Origin of the sequence: Azospirillum tabaci (assembly GCF_014596085.1) — a bacterium.
Lineage (GTDB): Bacteria > Pseudomonadota > Alphaproteobacteria > Azospirillales > Azospirillaceae > Azospirillum > Azospirillum tabaci.
Genome location: NZ_JACCJY010000006.1, coordinates 1 through 16,461 on the forward strand (window position 1 = coordinate 1; position 16,461 = coordinate 16,461).

Here is a 16,461-nt window from a genome sequence, read left to right on the forward strand (position 1 = left end):
ACCGACGAGATCCTGCGCGAGGTGCTCGGCTTCGACGAGCGCCGCATCTCCGAGGTCCGCGACAGCGGCGCACTCGGTGCGGCGCGCAAGCCGCTGACCACCGAATAGGACGGGTGGCGGTCCTCTCCGAAAAGGACAAACGCAGTGGTCCGACAGCGCGACACCGGTGACGCGTTGCACGAGGCTGCCATCCCCGAAAATCCATCCGAGCTCACCTCCAAGACGTGAGCCGACCAGTTTGCAAAGGAGGAAAGGCCATGACCGCAGTCATCGATCCGCTCAACACCGAGCGCCCAACGGATGTCGTCCGCCGCCTTCTCGACACCGCCAAGGCCGAGGGCCGCAACGCGCTGACCGCGCCGGAAGCCAAGCAACTCTGCGATGTGTACGGCATTCCAGTGCCGAAGGAAGGCGTGGCAACGAGCGCCGACGAAGCCGTCACCCTCGCCGAGGGCATGGGTTTTCCGGTGGTCATGAAAATCGTGTCGCCGCAGATCCTGCACAAGACGGAAGCCGGCGGCGTTCTGGTTGGTCTCCAGAACGCCGACACCGTCCGACAAGGCTTCAGGACCATCATGGAGAACGCCCGCGCCCATGACCCCGGGGCGGACTTGATCGGCGTGCAGGTCCAGCAGATGCTGCAAGGTGGCGTGGAGGTCATCGTCGGTTCGATCACGGACCCGAGTTTCGGCAAGCTGGTGGCCTTCGGCCTCGGTGGCGTGCTGGTTGAGGTGCTGAAGGACATCACCTTCCGCCTCGCCCCGGTCACCCGCGAGGAAGCCCTGTCGATGCTCGACGGCATCCAGGCCGCGGAGATGCTGAAGGGCGTGCGCGGCGGCAAGGCGGTCGACCACGAGGCGCTCGCCGATGTGATCGTCAACGTCTCGCGCCTTGTCGACGAGGTGCCGGAGATCGTCGAACTCGATCTTAACCCGGTCTTCGCGCGCGAGAACGGAGCCACCGCCGCCGATGTGCGCGTGGTCCTGGATTTCGCGGCCAGGACGCCGCGCTACCGCCCGTCGCAGGAGCAGATCGTCCGGCAGATGAACCGGATCATGAAGCCCGAGGCGGTGGCCGTCATCGGCGCCTCGGCCGAGGATGGGAAGATCGGCAACTCGGTGATGAAGAACCTCATCAACGGTGGCTACAAGGGCGAGATCTATCCGATCCATCCGAAGGCCGACGACATCCTCGGCTACAGGGCCTACAAGAGCGTCAAGGACGTGCCGGGCGACATCGATGTGGCGGTGTTCGCCATTCCGGCCAAGTTCGTCGCCCAGGCGTTGGGCGAAGTCGGCGAGAAGAAGATCCCCGGTGCCGTGCTAATCCCTTCGGGCTTCGCCGAGACCGGCAACGTCGAAGGGCAGGAGGAGATCGTCGCCATCGCGCGCAAGCACGACGTGCGGCTGATGGGGCCGAACATCTACGGTTTCTACTACACGCCGAAGAACCTGTGCGCCACCTTCTGCACGCCCTACGACGTGAAGGGCAAGGCGGCGCTGTCGTCGCAGTCCGGCGGCATCGGCATGGCGATCATCGGCTTCAGCCGCTCCGCCAAGATGGGCGTGTCGGCGATCGTCGGGCTCGGCAACAAGTCGGACATCGACGAGGACGACCTGCTGTACTTCTTCGAACAGGACGACAACACCCAGGTCGTCGCCATGCACTGCGAGGACCTGAAGGACGGCCGTGCCTTCGCGGAGGCCGCCAAGCAGGTCTCGAAGAAGAAGCCTGTGGTCGTGCTGAAGGCCGGGCGCACGTTGCTTGGCGCGCGGGCGGCCAGTTCCCACACGGGCGCACTCGCCGGCAACGACAAGATTTACGAAGACGTGCTGCGGCAGTCGGGCGTGGTCCGGGCGCGCAGTCTGCAGGACCTGCTGCAGTTCGCCCGTGGAATCCCGGTGCTGCCGACGCCGAAGGGCGAGAACGTCGTCATCATCACCGGCGCCGGCGGATCGGGTGTGCTGTTGTCGGACGCCTGCGTCGACAATGGCCTGTCGCTGATGGCGATGCCGCCGGACCTCGACGCCGCCTTCCGCAAGTTCATCCCACCTTTCGGCGCCGCCGGCAACCCGGTGGACATCACGGGCGGCGAACCGCCGTCGACCTACAAGAACACCATCCGGCTTGGCCTGGAGGATGACCGCATCCACGCGTTGATCCTGGGCTATTGGCACACGATCATCACGCCGCCAATGGTGTTCGCCAAGCTCGTCATCGAGGTAAAGGAGGAGATGAAGGCAAAGGGAATCGAGAAGCCTATCGTCGCTTCGCTGGCCGGGGACGTGCAGGTGGAGGAGGCAGCGAGCCACCTGTATGACCATGGCGTTGTGGCTTACCCTTACACGACCGAGACGCCGGTCGCGGTGCTGGGCGCCAAGTACAAGTGGGCCCGCGCGGCCGGGCTTGTCTAGGGCACGGCAGGGAACGAAACGGCGTCGATCGGCAATTGCAAAAACGCCGGCCGTTCTTGGTGCCGGACGGCCGCGGGCGCGCTGGTGCATGATGATTGGACGCAGGATGCCGTCGGTCAGGCAATCCCCTACGGCATCTACGATCTGATGAGCAAGAGTGGCTTGTGTGCATCGGTGACTGTTTCGACACGTCGCGCTCTGCGGTCGAGGCGATCTGTGACTGGTGGGCCAGTGACGGCAGCCGCTTGCCACAATCCGAGCGCCTGCTCATCCTGCCCGCCGCCGGCTCAAACAGCTGCCGCTCGGGCGTTCGGAAAGTGCAATTCCAGGAACAGCTCGGCGATCCCTGCGGGTTGGAGGTCATGGTGTGCCGCTATTCCAGCGGCAGCTCGAGGTGCAACCCATCGAGCATCGGCTCTTCAGCTTCATCATGGTGAATTGGGCCGCCGTGCCGTTGCGCACCTTCGACACGATCGTGCGCAACATCGTTGGAACCGTCCGCCGCCGGGCTGCGCGTGACGACCCTTCTCAAGCGCGGTGGCAACGAGACCAGAGTGCGCCGAAGGGAGCGAACGCCCTTCCCCGAAAAAATGACGGCCTCGACAGATTTCGCTTGAGCGCCGGCGGCGGCGCGGCTATATCAGCGCTCCCGCGTCACCCCAAGAGACGCGGGACAAAGAGCAGACGATGCGCTTGTGGCGGAATTGGTAGACGCGCTAGGTTCAGGTCCTAGTGGCTGAAAGGCCGTGGGGGTTCGAGTCCCTCCAAGCGCACCAACACCTCTTGTGTTGGTCTGAGAGTATAGTGGGGCCATAGCTCAGCTGGGAGAGCGCTACAATGGCATTGTAGAGGTCAGGAGTTCGATCCTCCTTGGCTCCACCATCATGAAGCCAGCAACCCCGACGGGTTGCTGGCTTTTCCATTTGGTGCCGACGCCACGGCCGACCTGACGCGAAGGCCCGCGCGCCCGGACGCCTCACAGGGGGTTTTTGAGGCGACAAGGCTGCGCGGTCCGGCATGACCCTGCCGTCGATGGCAGGGCCGGTCATACCCTGGGAACCGGGCCCTAGAAACAGAGCCCTGGAAACAGGGCGGGTGAACCGCGCGGAGCCAAGCTCCCGGCCATCCCGCCCGCGCCTCAGGCCTGCCCGACGCTGTGGCCGGCGCTGCGCCCGCGGCGGCCGCGCACGGCAGCCGGCTCGACCACATCCACCTCCTCGCCGACAACGGGGTCGCCAGCACCATCGGTCTGATCGGCGCAGCGTTCGGCCAACTCCCGGATCGCCCCGCGGATCTGCGGGTCGCGGATGTTCTGGAAGTAACGGGCGAGCATCAGCGCCTCGCGAGAGCGCAAGGTGCCCTCCGACTCCTCCGCCTGCGGGCTGGCAGTTCCCGCCTCTTGGGCGGCGTGGCGTTCCTCCAGCCCCTCGAAGAAGACGGAAACCGGCACCCGGAAGAACTGCGCCAGCTTGAACAGCCGGCTGGCCGAAACCCGGTTGAAACCGCGCTCGTACTTCTGGAGCTGCTGAAAGGTCAGCCCCAAAGCCGACGCGACGTCGCTCTGACTCAAACCGGCAAGCATGCGCAACTCGCGCAGGCGCTGCCCAACGAACACATCGACCTCGTTGAGGCCTTCCTTTTTCTCGCGTCCACGTCTTTTCACGACATTCCCCCATCGGCAACGGTGGCAAAGCCCTATGTCGCGCGAAGCAACATTCGGTTCTGCGTTGGAAAGATTCCGACGTGCTTGTGCCACGATCTTTTTGGTATCGGACAAGCGACCATTGCAACTCAGCTATGACGTCGAAGTCGCAAAGTCAACCACCGCTGCGATATTTACTACCTACGTCCCGACAAACCCTAGAAAGAGAATGGATATATGCACGCGCATCATTCGTTCTTTCGAGGTAATTTTTAATTGCTTATCTTGGAAACGATCGGAGCGATGCGCTTTCATGGAGAACTCTCCCCCCGATCCTCGCTCATCGGTCGGCAAAGGAGCGTTGCCGACGCGCATCGATAGGCACATTTTGCCGGGCAGTGGGCAAATTCTGCCCATGGATTAACGCTCTCTTCATCAAGAGGGCCCAGCATGCGCAGGAAAGCATGGACCGGCGCGGTTTTTGCAAATTCCTTTTTTGCGTCTGCGAAATCAAGAACTTCCCGGACATTCACCGGGGCATCCGATCGGGGACTAGCGCGTGAACAACCTTCTGCAGACCTTGCGCAACCTGGGTCCCGCGCGCTTGGCCGCCATCGGTGGCGTCGGCCTGCTTCTGATCGGATTCTTCGTCTATCTGATGACGCGCCTCTCCACCCCGGAGATGGAGCTTCTCTACGCCGAACTCCAGCCCACCGAGGCCGCGGCCATTGCCAAGAAGCTGGAGGAGGCGAAGGTCCCCTTCACGGTCGACAAGACCGGCACGAAGATCATGGTCGCCGCCGAGCAGGTGGGGCCGACCCGCATGCGGATGGCCGCCGCCGGCCTGCCGTCGGGCGGCTCCATCGGTTACGAGCTGTTCGACAAGGGCGAAGGCTTCGGCGCCACCAGCTTCATGCAGAACATCAACCACCTGCGCGCGCTGGAAGGCGAGATGGCGCGCACGGTGCAGACGCTGAACGGGGTGCAGAGCGCCCGCGTCCATCTGGTGCTGCCCAAGCGCGAGCTGTTCGCGCGCCAGCAGAACCCGGCGACGGCCAGCATCTTCATAAAGTTGCGCCCCGGCGCCCAGCTGTCGCGCGAAAACATCCAGGCCATCCAGCACCTGATCGCCGCCTCCGTGCCGAACCTCGACCCCAGCCGCATCTCCATCGTCGACGACAAGGGCACCCTGCTCGCCCGCGGCACCGGCAACGACAGCGCGGACGCCATGCTGGCCTCGGCGGAGGAGAAGAAGGTCGCCTACGAGAGCCGCGTCGCCCGCATCATCGAGGATCTGCTGGGCCGCACCGTCGGCTACGGCAAGGTGCGGGCGGAGGTGTCGGCGGACCTCGACTTCGACCGCATCACCACGCAATCCGAAATCTTCGATCCGGAAAGTCAGGTCGTCCGCTCCACCCAGACGGTGACGGAGGCGAACGAGAGCCACGACCGCGACCCGCTGTCGCCGGTCACCGTGGACCAGAATCTGCCGACCGCGCAGTCGGGCAACAACGCCGGGCCGATCTCGCAGAACAAGCAGAACCGCAGCGAAGAGACGATCAACTACGAGATCAGCCGGACCACCAAGAATCACGTCCGCGAATCCGGGCAGGTCCGCCGCCTGTCGGTCGCGGTGCTGGTCGACGGCACCTACAGCCTGCCCAAGGACGGCAACCCGGCGGCTTACCAGCCCCGCTCGGAGCAGGAGCTGGAGAGCATCAAGGCGCTCGTCCGCTCCGCCGTCGGCCTCGACGCCGTGCGCGGCGACACGTTGGAAGTCATCAACATGCGCTTCTGGTCGCCGGAAGACGACGTCCAGAAGCCGGAGGAGCTGTTCCTCGGCATGACCAAGGACGACCTGTTCCGCATCGCGGAGATGGTCGTGCTGGGCATCGTCGCCGTGCTGATCATCCTGCTGGTCATCCGCCCGCTGATCACCCGCGCCTTCGAGAAGGCCGACCAGCAGGAGGAGGACGACATGGACCGGCTGCTGGCCGACCAGAGCGGCATGCCCGCCGCCCTGGCCGCGCCGACCGGCGCGCTGGCCCAGGATCTCGCTTTGGAAGCCGCCCAGGCCGACGAGGAGCTGGAGCAGATGATCGACATCAACCGCGTCGAAGGCCGCGTCCGTGCCTCCTCGCTGCGCAAGGTGGGCGAGATCGTCGAGAAGCATCCGGAGGAAGCGGTGTCGATCCTGCGCAACTGGCTGTATCAGGAGAGCTGACGCGATGAGTTCGGTCCGCAAATTCCTGTTCGACGAGTCCTTCGACGTGGACGCGCCGCCGCGCCGGCAGCTTCAGGCCGACGACGACTATTTCGACAACATCCCTCTGCCGGAACCCGAGCCCGAACCGGAGCCGGAGCTGCCGCCCGAACCGCCCCCGCCGGTGTTCGGCGAGGCCGATCTGGCCGCCGCCCGCGCCGCCGGCTTCGCGGAGGGCGAGACCGCCGGCAAGTCGACGGGCTACGGCAAGGGCTTCGTCGACGGCAACAACGCCGGCCGCAAGGACGGCTACGAGCAGGCCCGCGTCGAGATCGAGGCGACGGTGCAGGCCCGGACCGCCAACGCGCTGGAAACCATCGGCAACGGCGTGCAGCATCTGCTGAACGAGCATTACGCCACCAGCGCCCAGCGGGCCGACCAGCCGGTGCACATCGCCCTGGCCATCGTCCGCAAGCTGATGCCGGAACTGGCGCGGCGCGGCGGGCTGATGGAGGTGGAAGGGCTGGTGCGCGCCTGCCTGACCGACCTGATCGACGAGCCGCGTCTGGTGGTGCGCGTCGCCGACGACACGGTGGACGCGGTGCGCGAGCATCTGGACCAGGTGATCGCGGCCCGCGGCTTCGGCGCCAAGCTGATGGTGGTGGGCGATTCCGGCCTCGCGCCGGGAAGCTGCCGGATCGAGTGGGCCGAAGGCGGGGTGGAGCGGGACACTGCCGGCCTGCTCGCCCAGATCGAACGGCGGATGGCCGGCCTGCTGGAAACGCCGCCGGGCTGACGCCCCGACGGACCGATTGCGGCGGACAGGATTTTTTAAGGTTCTAAGGGCTTCTGGAGACTTCGATGGCCAAGGACAGCTTCTCCCTCGACGAGTTGGACGGCGGCGGCCGCAGCGACATTGCGGAGTATGAGACCGGCCTCGGTCCAGCCAAGGACCTGGAGGCGGTCTACGACATCCCCGTCCAGATCTCCGCCGTGCTCGGCAAATCGACCATGCAGGTCAGCCAGCTGCTCAAGCTCGGGCGCGGCGCGGTGGTGGAATTGGACCGCAAGGTCGGCGAGGCCATCGACATCTATGTGAACAACCGTCTGGTCGCCCGCGGCGAGGTCGTGGTCGTGGAAGACCGGCTGGGCATCACCATGACCGAAATCATCAAGTCGGACCGCGGATGAGCCTCACACGAGACAGCGCTGAATCGTCCCGCCGGGGTGGGCGTTCCGCCCGCCCGCGCGGCGGGGTGGACATGGCGACGCTGGTCGGTCTGGCCGCCGCCGCCGTGGTCATCTTCGTCGCCATGGCGTCGGGCGGCAGTTTGCGCGCCTTCGTCGACCCGCCGTCGCTCATCATCGTGCTGGGCGGGACGCTGGCGGTCACCACCGCCTCCTTCTCGCTGTCCGACGTGGCGATCGCGTGGCGCGACGCCGGGGCGGTGCTGATCCACCGGACCAGCGACCCGCGCGGCGTGGCCCGGCAGGTGCTTCTGCTCGCCGAGGCGGCGCGGCGCGCGCCGGAGACGCTGCGCAACGTCCTGCCGGAGCTGAAGCACGAGTCCTTCCTGCACCGTTCCGTCACGCTGGTGGCGGAGGGGCTGCCGCCCGACGACATCGAGCGGATGCTGATCGGCGAGGTCGAGGCGTCGGGCGCCGGCAAGGTCAAGAGCGCCGGCGTGCTGCGCCGCGCGTCGGAGGTGGCGCCGGCCATGGGGCTGATCGGCACGCTGGTCGGCCTCGTCCAGATGCTGGGCAGCCTGAACGACCCGTCGAGCATCGGCCCGGCCATGGCGCTGGCCCTGCTGACCACCTTCTACGGGGCGGTGCTCGGCAACGTCGCGCTGGCCCCGCTGGCCGCCAAGGTGGAGCGGACGGCGGAAGAGGACGCGCTCGTCAAGACTCTCTACACCATCGGCGCGGTATCCATCGCGCGTCAGGAAAATCCGCGGCGTCTGGAGATGCTCCTGAACGCCGTTCTTCCGCCTGGAAAGCGGATTCAGTACTTCGACCGGGACTCCGACCGGGGTTCTCCGAGGGGAGCGTAAGATGCGTCTGCTGATCGTTGGAACGTTGGAAGGGTACATCACCGCCGCTGGCAAGATCGCCATGCAGCGCGGGGCGAAGGTGTCCCACACCGACAGCATCGAGGGCGCCCTGAACGCCCTGCGCGCGGCGGCGGGGGCGGACCTCGTGATGATCGACGTCAAACTCGACATCGCGACCTTCATCGAAAGCCTGAAGGCGGAACGGATCACCATTCCCGTGGTGGCCTGCGGCATCGGCACCGATGCGGCGGCGGCGGTGAAGGCGATCCGCGCCGGCGCCAAGGAATACATCCCCCTGCCCCCCGACGCGGAGCTGATCGCCGCCGTTCTGGAAGCGGTGGCGGAGGAAAGCCACGCCATCGTCTGCCAGGACCCGGCCATGCTGGCGACCCTGCGGCTGGCGGACCAGGTGGCGCCCAGCGACGCCTCGGTCCTCATCACCGGCGAGAGCGGCACCGGCAAGGAGCTGATGGCCCGCTACATCCACCGCAAGAGCCGGCGTTCCGACGCGCCCTTCGTCGCGGTGAACTGCGCGGCCATCCCGGAGAACCTTCTGGAATCCGAGCTTTTCGGCCATGAGAAGGGCGCCTTCACCGGCGCCGTCGCCCGCCGGCTGGGCCGCTTCGAGGAGGCCAACGGCGGCACCTTGCTGCTCGACGAGCTGTCGGAGATGCACCCAAGGCTTCAGGCCAAGCTGCTGCGCGCCATCCAGGAGAAGGAGATCGACCGCATCGGCTCCTCCCAGCCGGTGAAGGTCAACGTCCGTCTGGTCGCCACCTCCAACCGCAACCTGGAGAACGAGGTCCGCGCCGGCAACTTCCGCGAGGACCTGTATTTCCGGCTGAACGTCTTCAGCGTCGCCATCCCGGCCCTGCGCGAACGGCCGGCCGACATCCCGATGATCGCCGACCATTTCCTGAAGAAATACGCGCAGGCCAACGGGCTGGGCGAGAAGCGGCTGTCGGACGACGCGCTGCTGATGCTGCGTGCCCACCACTGGCGCGGCAACGTGCGCGAGCTGGAAAACACCATGCACCGCGCCGTCCTGCTCTCCAAATCGGAGACGGTGGGGCCGGAATCGATCATGCTGACCAGCCAGATGCTCGCTCCGGAAGGCTCGGCGCAGGCGTCGATCCCGACCAACTCGCCGGTCGCCAACCCCTTCGCCGGGCCGGGCGGCACGGTGCCGCAGGCGCCGCGCGGCTATGGGCAGCCGGCTCCCGGCTATCCGACCTCCTACGCACCGCCTCCGGGCCACGCCGCGGGGGCCGCGGCCTACGGCAACGCCGGGGCGTCGTCCTATGGCAACGCCGGAGCGGCGCCCGGCGCCCCCGCCGTCCAGGGCCTCGTCGGCCGCACGGTGGCGGAGGTCGAGCGCGACCTGATCATCGGCACGCTGTCGCACTGCCTGGGCAACCGCACCCACGCGGCGAACATCCTGGGCATCTCGATCCGCACGCTGCGCAACAAGCTGAAGCAGTACAGCGAGGAGGGCGTGCCGGTGCCGCCGCCGGGCGCCGAGGAACGGGCGGCCTACTGATCCGCTGATCGGGGGAAAGGCGGAGGAGCGGCGGCATGGCACTGACCGAACACAATCCGGGGGCACGCGCGGGCGGCGGCAACAACATGTCCGCTCTGACCGACATGGTGGCCGTCGCCAAGGGCGCGCTGAAGCGCGGCGACATCGTGATGGCGGCCGGCATCATGCTGATCGTCGTCGGGCTGATCCTGCCGCTGCCGCCGATGCTGCTCGACATGATGCTCGGGCTGAACATCACCGTCTCGGTCCTGATCCTGATGGTGGTGCTGTTCATCGAAAAGCCGCTGGACCTGTCGTCCTACCCAACGATCCTGCTGATCACGACGCTGCTGCGCCTGTCGCTGAACATGGCCTCCACCCGCTTGATCCTGACGCAGGGGCACGAGGGGACGGCGGCGGCGGGCCATGTGATCGAGGCGTTCGCCGGCTTCGTCATGGGCGGCGACTTCATCATCGGCGTGATCGTCTACGCGATCCTGACGATCGTGAACTTCAAGGTCATCACCGCCGGTTCGGGCCGCATCGCCGAAGTGGCGGCGCGCTTCACCCTGGACGCCATGCCCGGCAAGCAGATGGCCATCGACGCCGACCTGTCCGCCGGCATGATCGACGAGACCACCGCCCGCGCCAAGCGCAAGGAGCTGGAGGACGAAAGCGCCTTCTTCGGCTCCATGGACGGTGCGTCGAAGTTCGTGAAGGGCGACGCCGTCGCCGGCCTGATGATCATGTTCATCAACATCATCGGCGGAGTGTCGTTGGCGGTCCTGCGCTACGACATGCCGATCCTGCAGGCGCTGGACACCTTCACCAAGCTGACCATCGGCGACGGCCTCGTCTCGCAGATCCCGGCGCTGGTCATCTCCATCTCCGCCGGCTTCCTGGTGTCCAAGGCCGGCACCGGCGGCTCCACCGACAAGGCGGTGGTCGGGCAGCTCACCAACCATGTCAGCGCGCTGGGCCTGTCGGCGGGCGCCATCGGCCTGTTGGCGCTGATGCCGGGCATGCCGATGCTGCCCTTCCTGCCGGTGGTCGCCGCCGTCGGGGCCGCCGCCTGGTATCTGCCGAAGATGCGCGCGAAAAAGGAGGCGGAGGAGGCGGAAGCCGCCGCCGCCGAGGCCGCGGGCATGGGCGGGCCGGGCGGCGGGGCCGCCCCGGTGGCCGACGAGCCGATCGCCACGGCGCTGGCCATCGACCTGATCCGGCTGGAGCTGGGCTACGGCCTGCTGTCGCTGATCAACCAGCCGCAGGCCGGCAGCCACCGGCTGACCGACCAGATCAAGGGGCTGCGCCGCCAGATCGCCGGCGAGGTCGGATTCGTCATGCCCGCCGTGCGCATCCAGGACAATCTTCAGCTTCCGCCCAATTCCTACATCATCCGCGTCAAGGAGATCGAGGCGGGGCGCGGCGACATCCGCCCGAACATGCTGCTGGTCATGGACCCGCGCGGCGAGGCGATGAGCCTGCCCGGCGAGCAGACGGTGGAGCCGACCTTCGGCCTGCCGGCCATCTGGATCGAGCCGGGCTACCGCGAGGAGGCGCTGTTCAAGGGCTACACCGTGGTCGACCCGTCCACGGTCATCACCACGCACCTGACCGAACTCATCAAGGACAACATGCCCGAGCTGCTGTCCTTCACCGAGACGCAGAAGCTGCTGGACGAGCTGGACAAGGAGCACCAGAAGCTGATCGCCGACGTGGTGCCTGCGCAGATCACTGTGGGCGGATTGCAACGGGTGTTGCAGAACCTGCTTGCAGAACGGGTTTCGGTACGCGATCTTGCCACCATTCTGGAGGGCGTGTCCGAGGCGGCAAGCCAGACCCGCAGCATCACGCAGATCACCGAGCATGTGCGCACGCGCCTGGCGCGGCAGATCTGCGACGCGAACATCAACGAGATGGGAGTCATCCCGCTCGTCACCCTGTCCCCCGAGTGGGAGCAGGCGTTCGCGGAATCGCTGGTGGGCGACGGCGACGACCGGCAACTGACGATGGCGCCAAGCCGGCTTCAGCAATTCATCACTTCGGTCCGCCAAACCTTCGAGCGACACGCCATGATGGGCGAGACCCCCGTCCTGTTGACCAGCCCCCTGATCCGTCCCTTCGTCCGCTCGATCGTCGAGCGGTTCCGGCCGGCCACCGTGGTGATGTCGCAGAACGAGATCCACCCCAAGGCGCGGATCAAGACCCTGGGGCAGATCTGATGCAGGCCATGACGAACCAGTGTGACCAGCGGGGAGCGAGCCGATGCGGCTGAAGTCGTTCCACGCCAAGTCCATGTCCGAAGCCATGCGCATGGTCCGCCAGACGCTGGGCGACGATGCCATCATCGTCGCCACGCGCGAGGAGGACGGCGGCGGCGTTCGCGTGACCGCGGCGGTGGAGGACGACGATCTGCTGATGGCGCAGGCGCGCACGGCCCAGCCGACCCGGACCGCCCGCCCCGTGGTGGTGGTCGAGGAGGAGCCGGAGATCGACGTGGGCGAGGTGGTGGCCGACGTGCTGCACCGCCACGGCGTGCCCGCCGCGCTTGCCGAGCAGCTGATCGACGCCGCCGCCGGGCTGGACACCGACGACCCCGCGCTGGCGCTGGGCGCCGCGCTCGACTCCATGTTCACCTTCAGCCCGCTGCAGGACCGGCGCGGCGGCAACAAGCCGCTGATCCTGGTCGGCCCGCCGGGCAGCGGCAAGACGCTGATCGTCGCCAAGCTGGCCGCCCAGGCGGTGTTCCGCAAACGCTCGGTCGGCGTGATCACCACCGACACGGTTCGCGCCGGCGGCATGGAACAGTTGGCCGCCTTCACGCGTCTGATGAAAATCAAACTGGCGACGGTGGAAGACCCCGACGCGCTCGCGGGCGCGTTCGAGGTCAGCCGCGGCGCCGACGTCGTCCTGGTGGATACCGCCGGGCGCAACCCCTACAACCGGGAAGACATGGCCGACCTCAAGGCCCTGCTGTCCGCCGGGGTGGCCGAGCCGATCCTCGTGCTTCCCGCCGGGCTGGACGCCATGGAAGCCGCCGACATCGCCCAATCCTTCAAGGCGCTGGGGGTGCGGCGGATGCTGATCACCCGGCTCGACATGGCGCGTCGGCTGGGCAGTCTCCTGGGCACCGCGCACCGCTCGCGGATGGCCTTCTGCAACGCCAGCGTTTCCTCCAAGGTGGCCGAGGGGCTGACACCGCTGAACCCGGTGGCCTTCGCCCGCCTTATGATGCCCGCCGAGGACAAGGCGGCGCGCAGCCGGCCAAAGCCGGCGGCCCCTGCCAAGACCAAAGCCGTTCGTTCTTCGTCGAGGACCATCCCATGACCGATCCGGTGTTTCCGGCCGCCCTCAAGAACGTTCGCCCGCTGCGCGGCGCCAACGTCATCGCCGTGGCCAGCGGAAAGGGCGGCGTCGGCAAGACGTGGTTCTCGATCACGCTCGCCCACGCGCTGACCAAGATGGGCAAGAACTCGCTGCTGTTCGACGGCGACCTCGGGCTCGCCAACGTCGACATCCAGCTCGGCTTCCAGCCCAAGAACGATCTCGGCGCGGTGATCAACGGCGACGTGACGCTGGGCCGCGCGGCCCAGCGTTACACCGAAGGCGGCTTCGACATCATCGCCGGCCGCTCCGGCTCGGGGACGCTCGCCCAGCTGCCGAGCCAGCGCCTGTCCGGCCTGCGCAACGATCTGATGGAGCTGGCGCGGCGCTACGACTGCGTCATCATGGACATGGGCGCCGGTGTGGACCGTACGGTGCGCACCCTGTCCGGCCCGGCCGGGACGACGCTGGTGGTGACGACGGACGAGCCGACCTCGCTGACCGACGCCTACGCCTTCATCAAGCTGACCCACGCCACCAACCCAACCGCCGACCTGCGCGTCGTGGTGAACATGGCGCAGAGCGTGAAGGACGGCGAACGCACCTACGGCACCATCCTGAAGGCCTGCCAGAACTTCCTGAAATACAAGCCCGCGCTGGCCGGCATCATCCGCCGCGACCTGAAGGTGCGCGACGCCATCCGCAACCAGTCGCCGCTGCTGACCCGCTCCCCCGCCTCCGACGCCGCGCGGGACGTGCTGGCCATCGCCCAGCGGCTTCTCAACGGCCAGTAAGGCCGGGATGGGAGGCGCCCTTCCACCCCCGGTCGCCGGAACGCCCGCCGCCCCGGCGGCGGCCACCCCCGCGCCCGCGCCGGTGGCGGTCGCCGAGGGCACGGTCAAGGCCCTGCCGGAGCGCTTGCAGGACATCGCTCGCCCGGTGGTGCTGACCGGCACCGTCGTCGGCACCACGCCGGAGGGTCTGGCCCGCGTGCGCACCCAGGCCGGCGAGGTGCTTGTGCAAACCCCGACGCCGCTGCCCGCCGACAGGCCGGTGACGCTCCAGATCACCCCGGCGCAGGTGCTTTTGGAGCAGACCGCATCGACCGATCCCGCCGCGGCCTCCCCCATCCAGAGCCTCGCGGCGAAGGTGCTGGTGCTGACCCAGGGCACCCAGAGCACCCCTTCGACCACCGTCCCGACCGCGCCGACGGCAGGCGGACCGGTGACGGCCCTCCCCGGCCAAACCGGCGCCGCGCAGCCCCAGGGCTCGGCGACACCGGTGGTGATCCTGCCCACCCCACCGCCCGCCACGCCGATGGTGGGACCGGCGGGCCAGCCGCTTCCCCTGCTGCTGCCGGGCACCATCGTTCCCGCGCTGGTCATCGCCGCAGCGCCGAGGCCCCCGGCCCCGCCCGGCGCGGCTCCGGCCCTGCCCGGCCAGCCCAACGCCGCCCCGGCGATCCCACCCTCCCTTCCCGTCACGGGCGGCGACGCCAGCCCGGCACCAACACAGACCGGCCAGCCCAGCGCCGCACCCGTTCCTTCGCAGGCGCCCCCTGCCCCCGCCTCGCCGGGAACGATGCCGCCGCTCCCCGGAAGGCCGATGCTCGACGCCACGGTGGAACTTGGCGGTGACGCGGCGCATCCCGGCGGGGAACTCCCGGAAACCGTCTCTCCCCCGAAGCCGGCCTCATCGAAGCCAGCCGGGGAACCGGTCCTGACCCAGGGCGGCACCGTCGCTCTCAAGATCCTGACCGTCACCCACCCGCCGGACCAGCCGCAGGCGGCCCGGCCGGACGACGGATCCCCCCCGCCGGACGGCCAGAACGCCGGCGCCCCGCCCCGCAAGGACGGCGCCCAGCCCCAGCCCGCCTCCCCGGCCCCGGCAGCGTCCCAAACGGCCCCTGCTCCGCCCCGCGCCACCGCGGTTCCGACCGCGACGCCCACGATGGACCCCAGCGCCTCCCCGGCAACTCCGGAGACGCCCGACGCGCCAATCCTAAGGGGCACGGTGGCCGGCAGCACGCCGCAGGGCCAGCCGATCCTCGCAACGCCGCAGGGCATGCTGGCGCTGAACGTCCAGGCGAGCCTGCCGCAGGGCAGCGCCGTCACCGCCGTCGTGACCGACCCCGCCAAGGCGTTCCAGACCGCACCGCCCCCGCTCACCGCGGACCCAGGGCCGCTGAGCGAACGGGACTGGCCCGCCATGCGCCAGCTCCTCACCGCCCTGGCCGGAGTGGACCGTTCCGCCGCGCAAGCGCTGATCGGCACGGTGATGCCGCAGCCGAACCGCAAGCTGGGTGCGGCGCTGAGCTTCTTCCTGTCGGCGATCCGCGGTGGCGACGCCCGCGGCTGGCTGGGGGAGGACGCCGCCTCCGCCCTGGAGAAATCCGGCCAGGGGAGCCTGCTGTCCCAATTGGAGCGCGAGTTCCGCAGCCTCCAGCAGCAGGCGGGCGATCCCCTGCCCGGCGACTGGCGCCCCTACACCCTGCCGATGATGGACGCCAACGGGATGCTGCCCATCAAGCTGCACATCCACCCCATCCATTCCGACGAGGACGGCAAGGCGGGCCGAAAGGGCGGCGACAAGGGGAGCCGCTTCCTGCTCGACCTGGATCTCAGCCGCCTCGGCCCCATGCAGCTCGACGGGTTGGTGCAGCCCAACCGGTTCGACCTGATCCTGCGCAGCCACACCCCTCTGGCCCCGGAGATCCGCCTGGACCTGATCCAGATTTTCGCGGACAGCATCCGCGCCGTGGGCTACATCGGCGGCCTGTCTTTCCAGTCCGGCGCCAAATGCTGGGTCAAGCTGACCCGAACCGGGGCCGGCGGAAGCAGCTACACCGCCTGACGAGCCTGGACGCCATGCACCGCCGCGAGTTTCTGACCACCGCTTCCAACCCGGACGCCCGCCATGACTATCTGGTGGAGCTGCACGGGGAACCGGCGCCCGGCACCCGCCTGACCCTGCGCTACGTCCCCGACCGCGCCGTTGCCACGCCGGACGGCGTGGCCGCCTATCTCGGCGCCCTGTCCGGCACCGCGGGAGCCACCGGACCGGAAGCGCTGGCCATCGCCGTGCTCGACGATCTGAACAACGAGCTGATCCCCCGCTGGGTGGAGATCACGGTGGAGCGGATCCTGCCCGTTCCCCAACGTGTGGTCATCGAGGACCGCCAGCCCGGTTGGGACAACCCGCATCTGTTCTCCCGGATGCGGCGCGTCTGATCCCCCCGATCCCGTCCACATCGTCCGGACGGCATGGCTGCACCGCGCCGATCCACGGCTTTCGCCGCTTGATTT

Annotated in this window: 12 protein-coding genes, 2 tRNA genes and 1 pseudogene; 14 read left to right on the top strand and 1 reads right to left on the bottom strand. The window is 68.1% G+C overall.

The genetic code is table 11. The annotated features are described in order from the left end of the window. The first annotated feature begins 257 nt into the window (after nucleotides 1-257). The 4 genes and pseudogenes from H0B54_RS09425 to H0B54_RS09440 all read left to right on the top strand — a co-directional run bounded on the left by H0B54_RS09425 (nucleotide 258) and on the right by H0B54_RS09440 (nucleotide 3,296). Nucleotides 258-2,414 (top strand): acetate--CoA ligase family protein, encoded by a 2,157-nt coding sequence (locus H0B54_RS09425; protein WP_188260086.1) that lies wholly within the window; start codon nucleotides 258-260, stop codon nucleotides 2,412-2,414. A gap of 27 nt (nucleotides 2,415-2,441) precedes the next feature. Beyond that, nucleotides 2,442-2,851 (top strand): annotated as a pseudogene (locus H0B54_RS30490) (ISAzo13-like element transposase-related protein). 252 nt (nucleotides 2,852-3,103) lie between these two features. After that, nucleotides 3,104-3,190 (top strand) — tRNA-Leu (locus H0B54_RS09435). A 30-nt stretch (nucleotides 3,191-3,220) separates the two neighbouring features. Continuing rightward, a tRNA-Ala gene (locus tag H0B54_RS09440) sits at nucleotides 3,221-3,296 on the top strand. A gap of 256 nt (nucleotides 3,297-3,552) precedes the next feature. Here the strand turns inward: H0B54_RS09440 and H0B54_RS09445 are convergent. After that, nucleotides 3,553-4,077 (bottom strand): helix-turn-helix domain-containing protein, encoded by a 525-nt coding sequence (locus H0B54_RS09445; RefSeq protein ID WP_188260087.1) that lies wholly within the window; start codon nucleotides 4,075-4,077, stop codon nucleotides 3,553-3,555. Nucleotides 4,078-4,615: 538 nt separating this feature from the next. Between H0B54_RS09445 and fliF the strand changes: the two genes are divergently transcribed. From fliF to H0B54_RS09495, 10 genes are all read left to right on the top strand, one after another. Next, the gene (fliF, locus tag H0B54_RS09450) at nucleotides 4,616-6,280 is read left to right on the top strand and encodes a flagellar basal-body MS-ring/collar protein FliF (RefSeq protein WP_094303510.1); all 1,665 of its coding nucleotides are present in this window, start codon (nucleotides 4,616-4,618) and stop codon (nucleotides 6,278-6,280) included. 4 nt (nucleotides 6,281-6,284) lie between these two features. Continuing rightward, nucleotides 6,285-7,055 carry a FliH/SctL family protein gene (locus H0B54_RS09455; RefSeq protein ID WP_188260088.1) on the top strand — a complete coding sequence of 257 codons (771 nt, stop codon included), beginning with the start codon at nucleotides 6,285-6,287 and terminating at the stop codon, nucleotides 7,053-7,055. A gap of 65 nt (nucleotides 7,056-7,120) precedes the next feature. Beyond that, on the top strand, nucleotides 7,121-7,450 hold the full coding sequence (gene fliN, locus H0B54_RS09460; RefSeq protein ID WP_014198330.1) for a flagellar motor switch protein FliN: 330 nt from the start codon (nucleotides 7,121-7,123) through the stop codon (nucleotides 7,448-7,450). Further along, nucleotides 7,447-8,313, top strand: coding sequence for a motility protein A (locus H0B54_RS09465; RefSeq protein WP_114858039.1), 867 nt, complete (start codon nucleotides 7,447-7,449; stop codon nucleotides 8,311-8,313). Before fliN ends, H0B54_RS09465 begins: the two co-directional genes overlap by 4 nt. Before the next feature lies 1 nt (nucleotide 8,314). Then, nucleotides 8,315-9,853: a sigma-54-dependent transcriptional regulator gene (locus H0B54_RS09470; RefSeq protein WP_188260089.1), complete on the top strand. Its 1,539-nt coding sequence runs from the start codon at nucleotides 8,315-8,317 to the stop codon at nucleotides 9,851-9,853. Nucleotides 9,854-9,888: 35 nt separating this feature from the next. Then, nucleotides 9,889-12,054 (top strand): flagellar biosynthesis protein FlhA, encoded by a 2,166-nt coding sequence (gene flhA / locus H0B54_RS09475; protein ID WP_094303505.1) that lies wholly within the window; start codon nucleotides 9,889-9,891, stop codon nucleotides 12,052-12,054. 43 nt (nucleotides 12,055-12,097) lie between these two features. Further along, nucleotides 12,098-13,159 (top strand): flagellar biosynthesis protein FlhF, encoded by a 1,062-nt coding sequence (locus H0B54_RS09480; protein WP_188260090.1) that lies wholly within the window; start codon nucleotides 12,098-12,100, stop codon nucleotides 13,157-13,159. After that, nucleotides 13,156-13,950, top strand: a complete 795-nt coding sequence (locus tag H0B54_RS09485) for a MinD/ParA family protein (RefSeq protein ID WP_188260091.1) — start codon at nucleotides 13,156-13,158, stop codon at nucleotides 13,948-13,950. Before H0B54_RS09480 ends, H0B54_RS09485 begins: the two co-directional genes overlap by 4 nt. A gap of 7 nt (nucleotides 13,951-13,957) precedes the next feature. Then, on the top strand, nucleotides 13,958-16,009 hold the full coding sequence (locus tag H0B54_RS09490) for a hypothetical protein (protein ID WP_211109284.1): 2,052 nt from the start codon (nucleotides 13,958-13,960) through the stop codon (nucleotides 16,007-16,009). A gap of 14 nt (nucleotides 16,010-16,023) precedes the next feature. Next, entirely contained in the window at nucleotides 16,024-16,386 is a 363-nt protein-coding gene (locus H0B54_RS09495) for a hypothetical protein (RefSeq protein WP_188260092.1), read from the top strand. The last annotated feature ends 75 nt before the right edge of the window (nucleotides 16,387-16,461 follow it).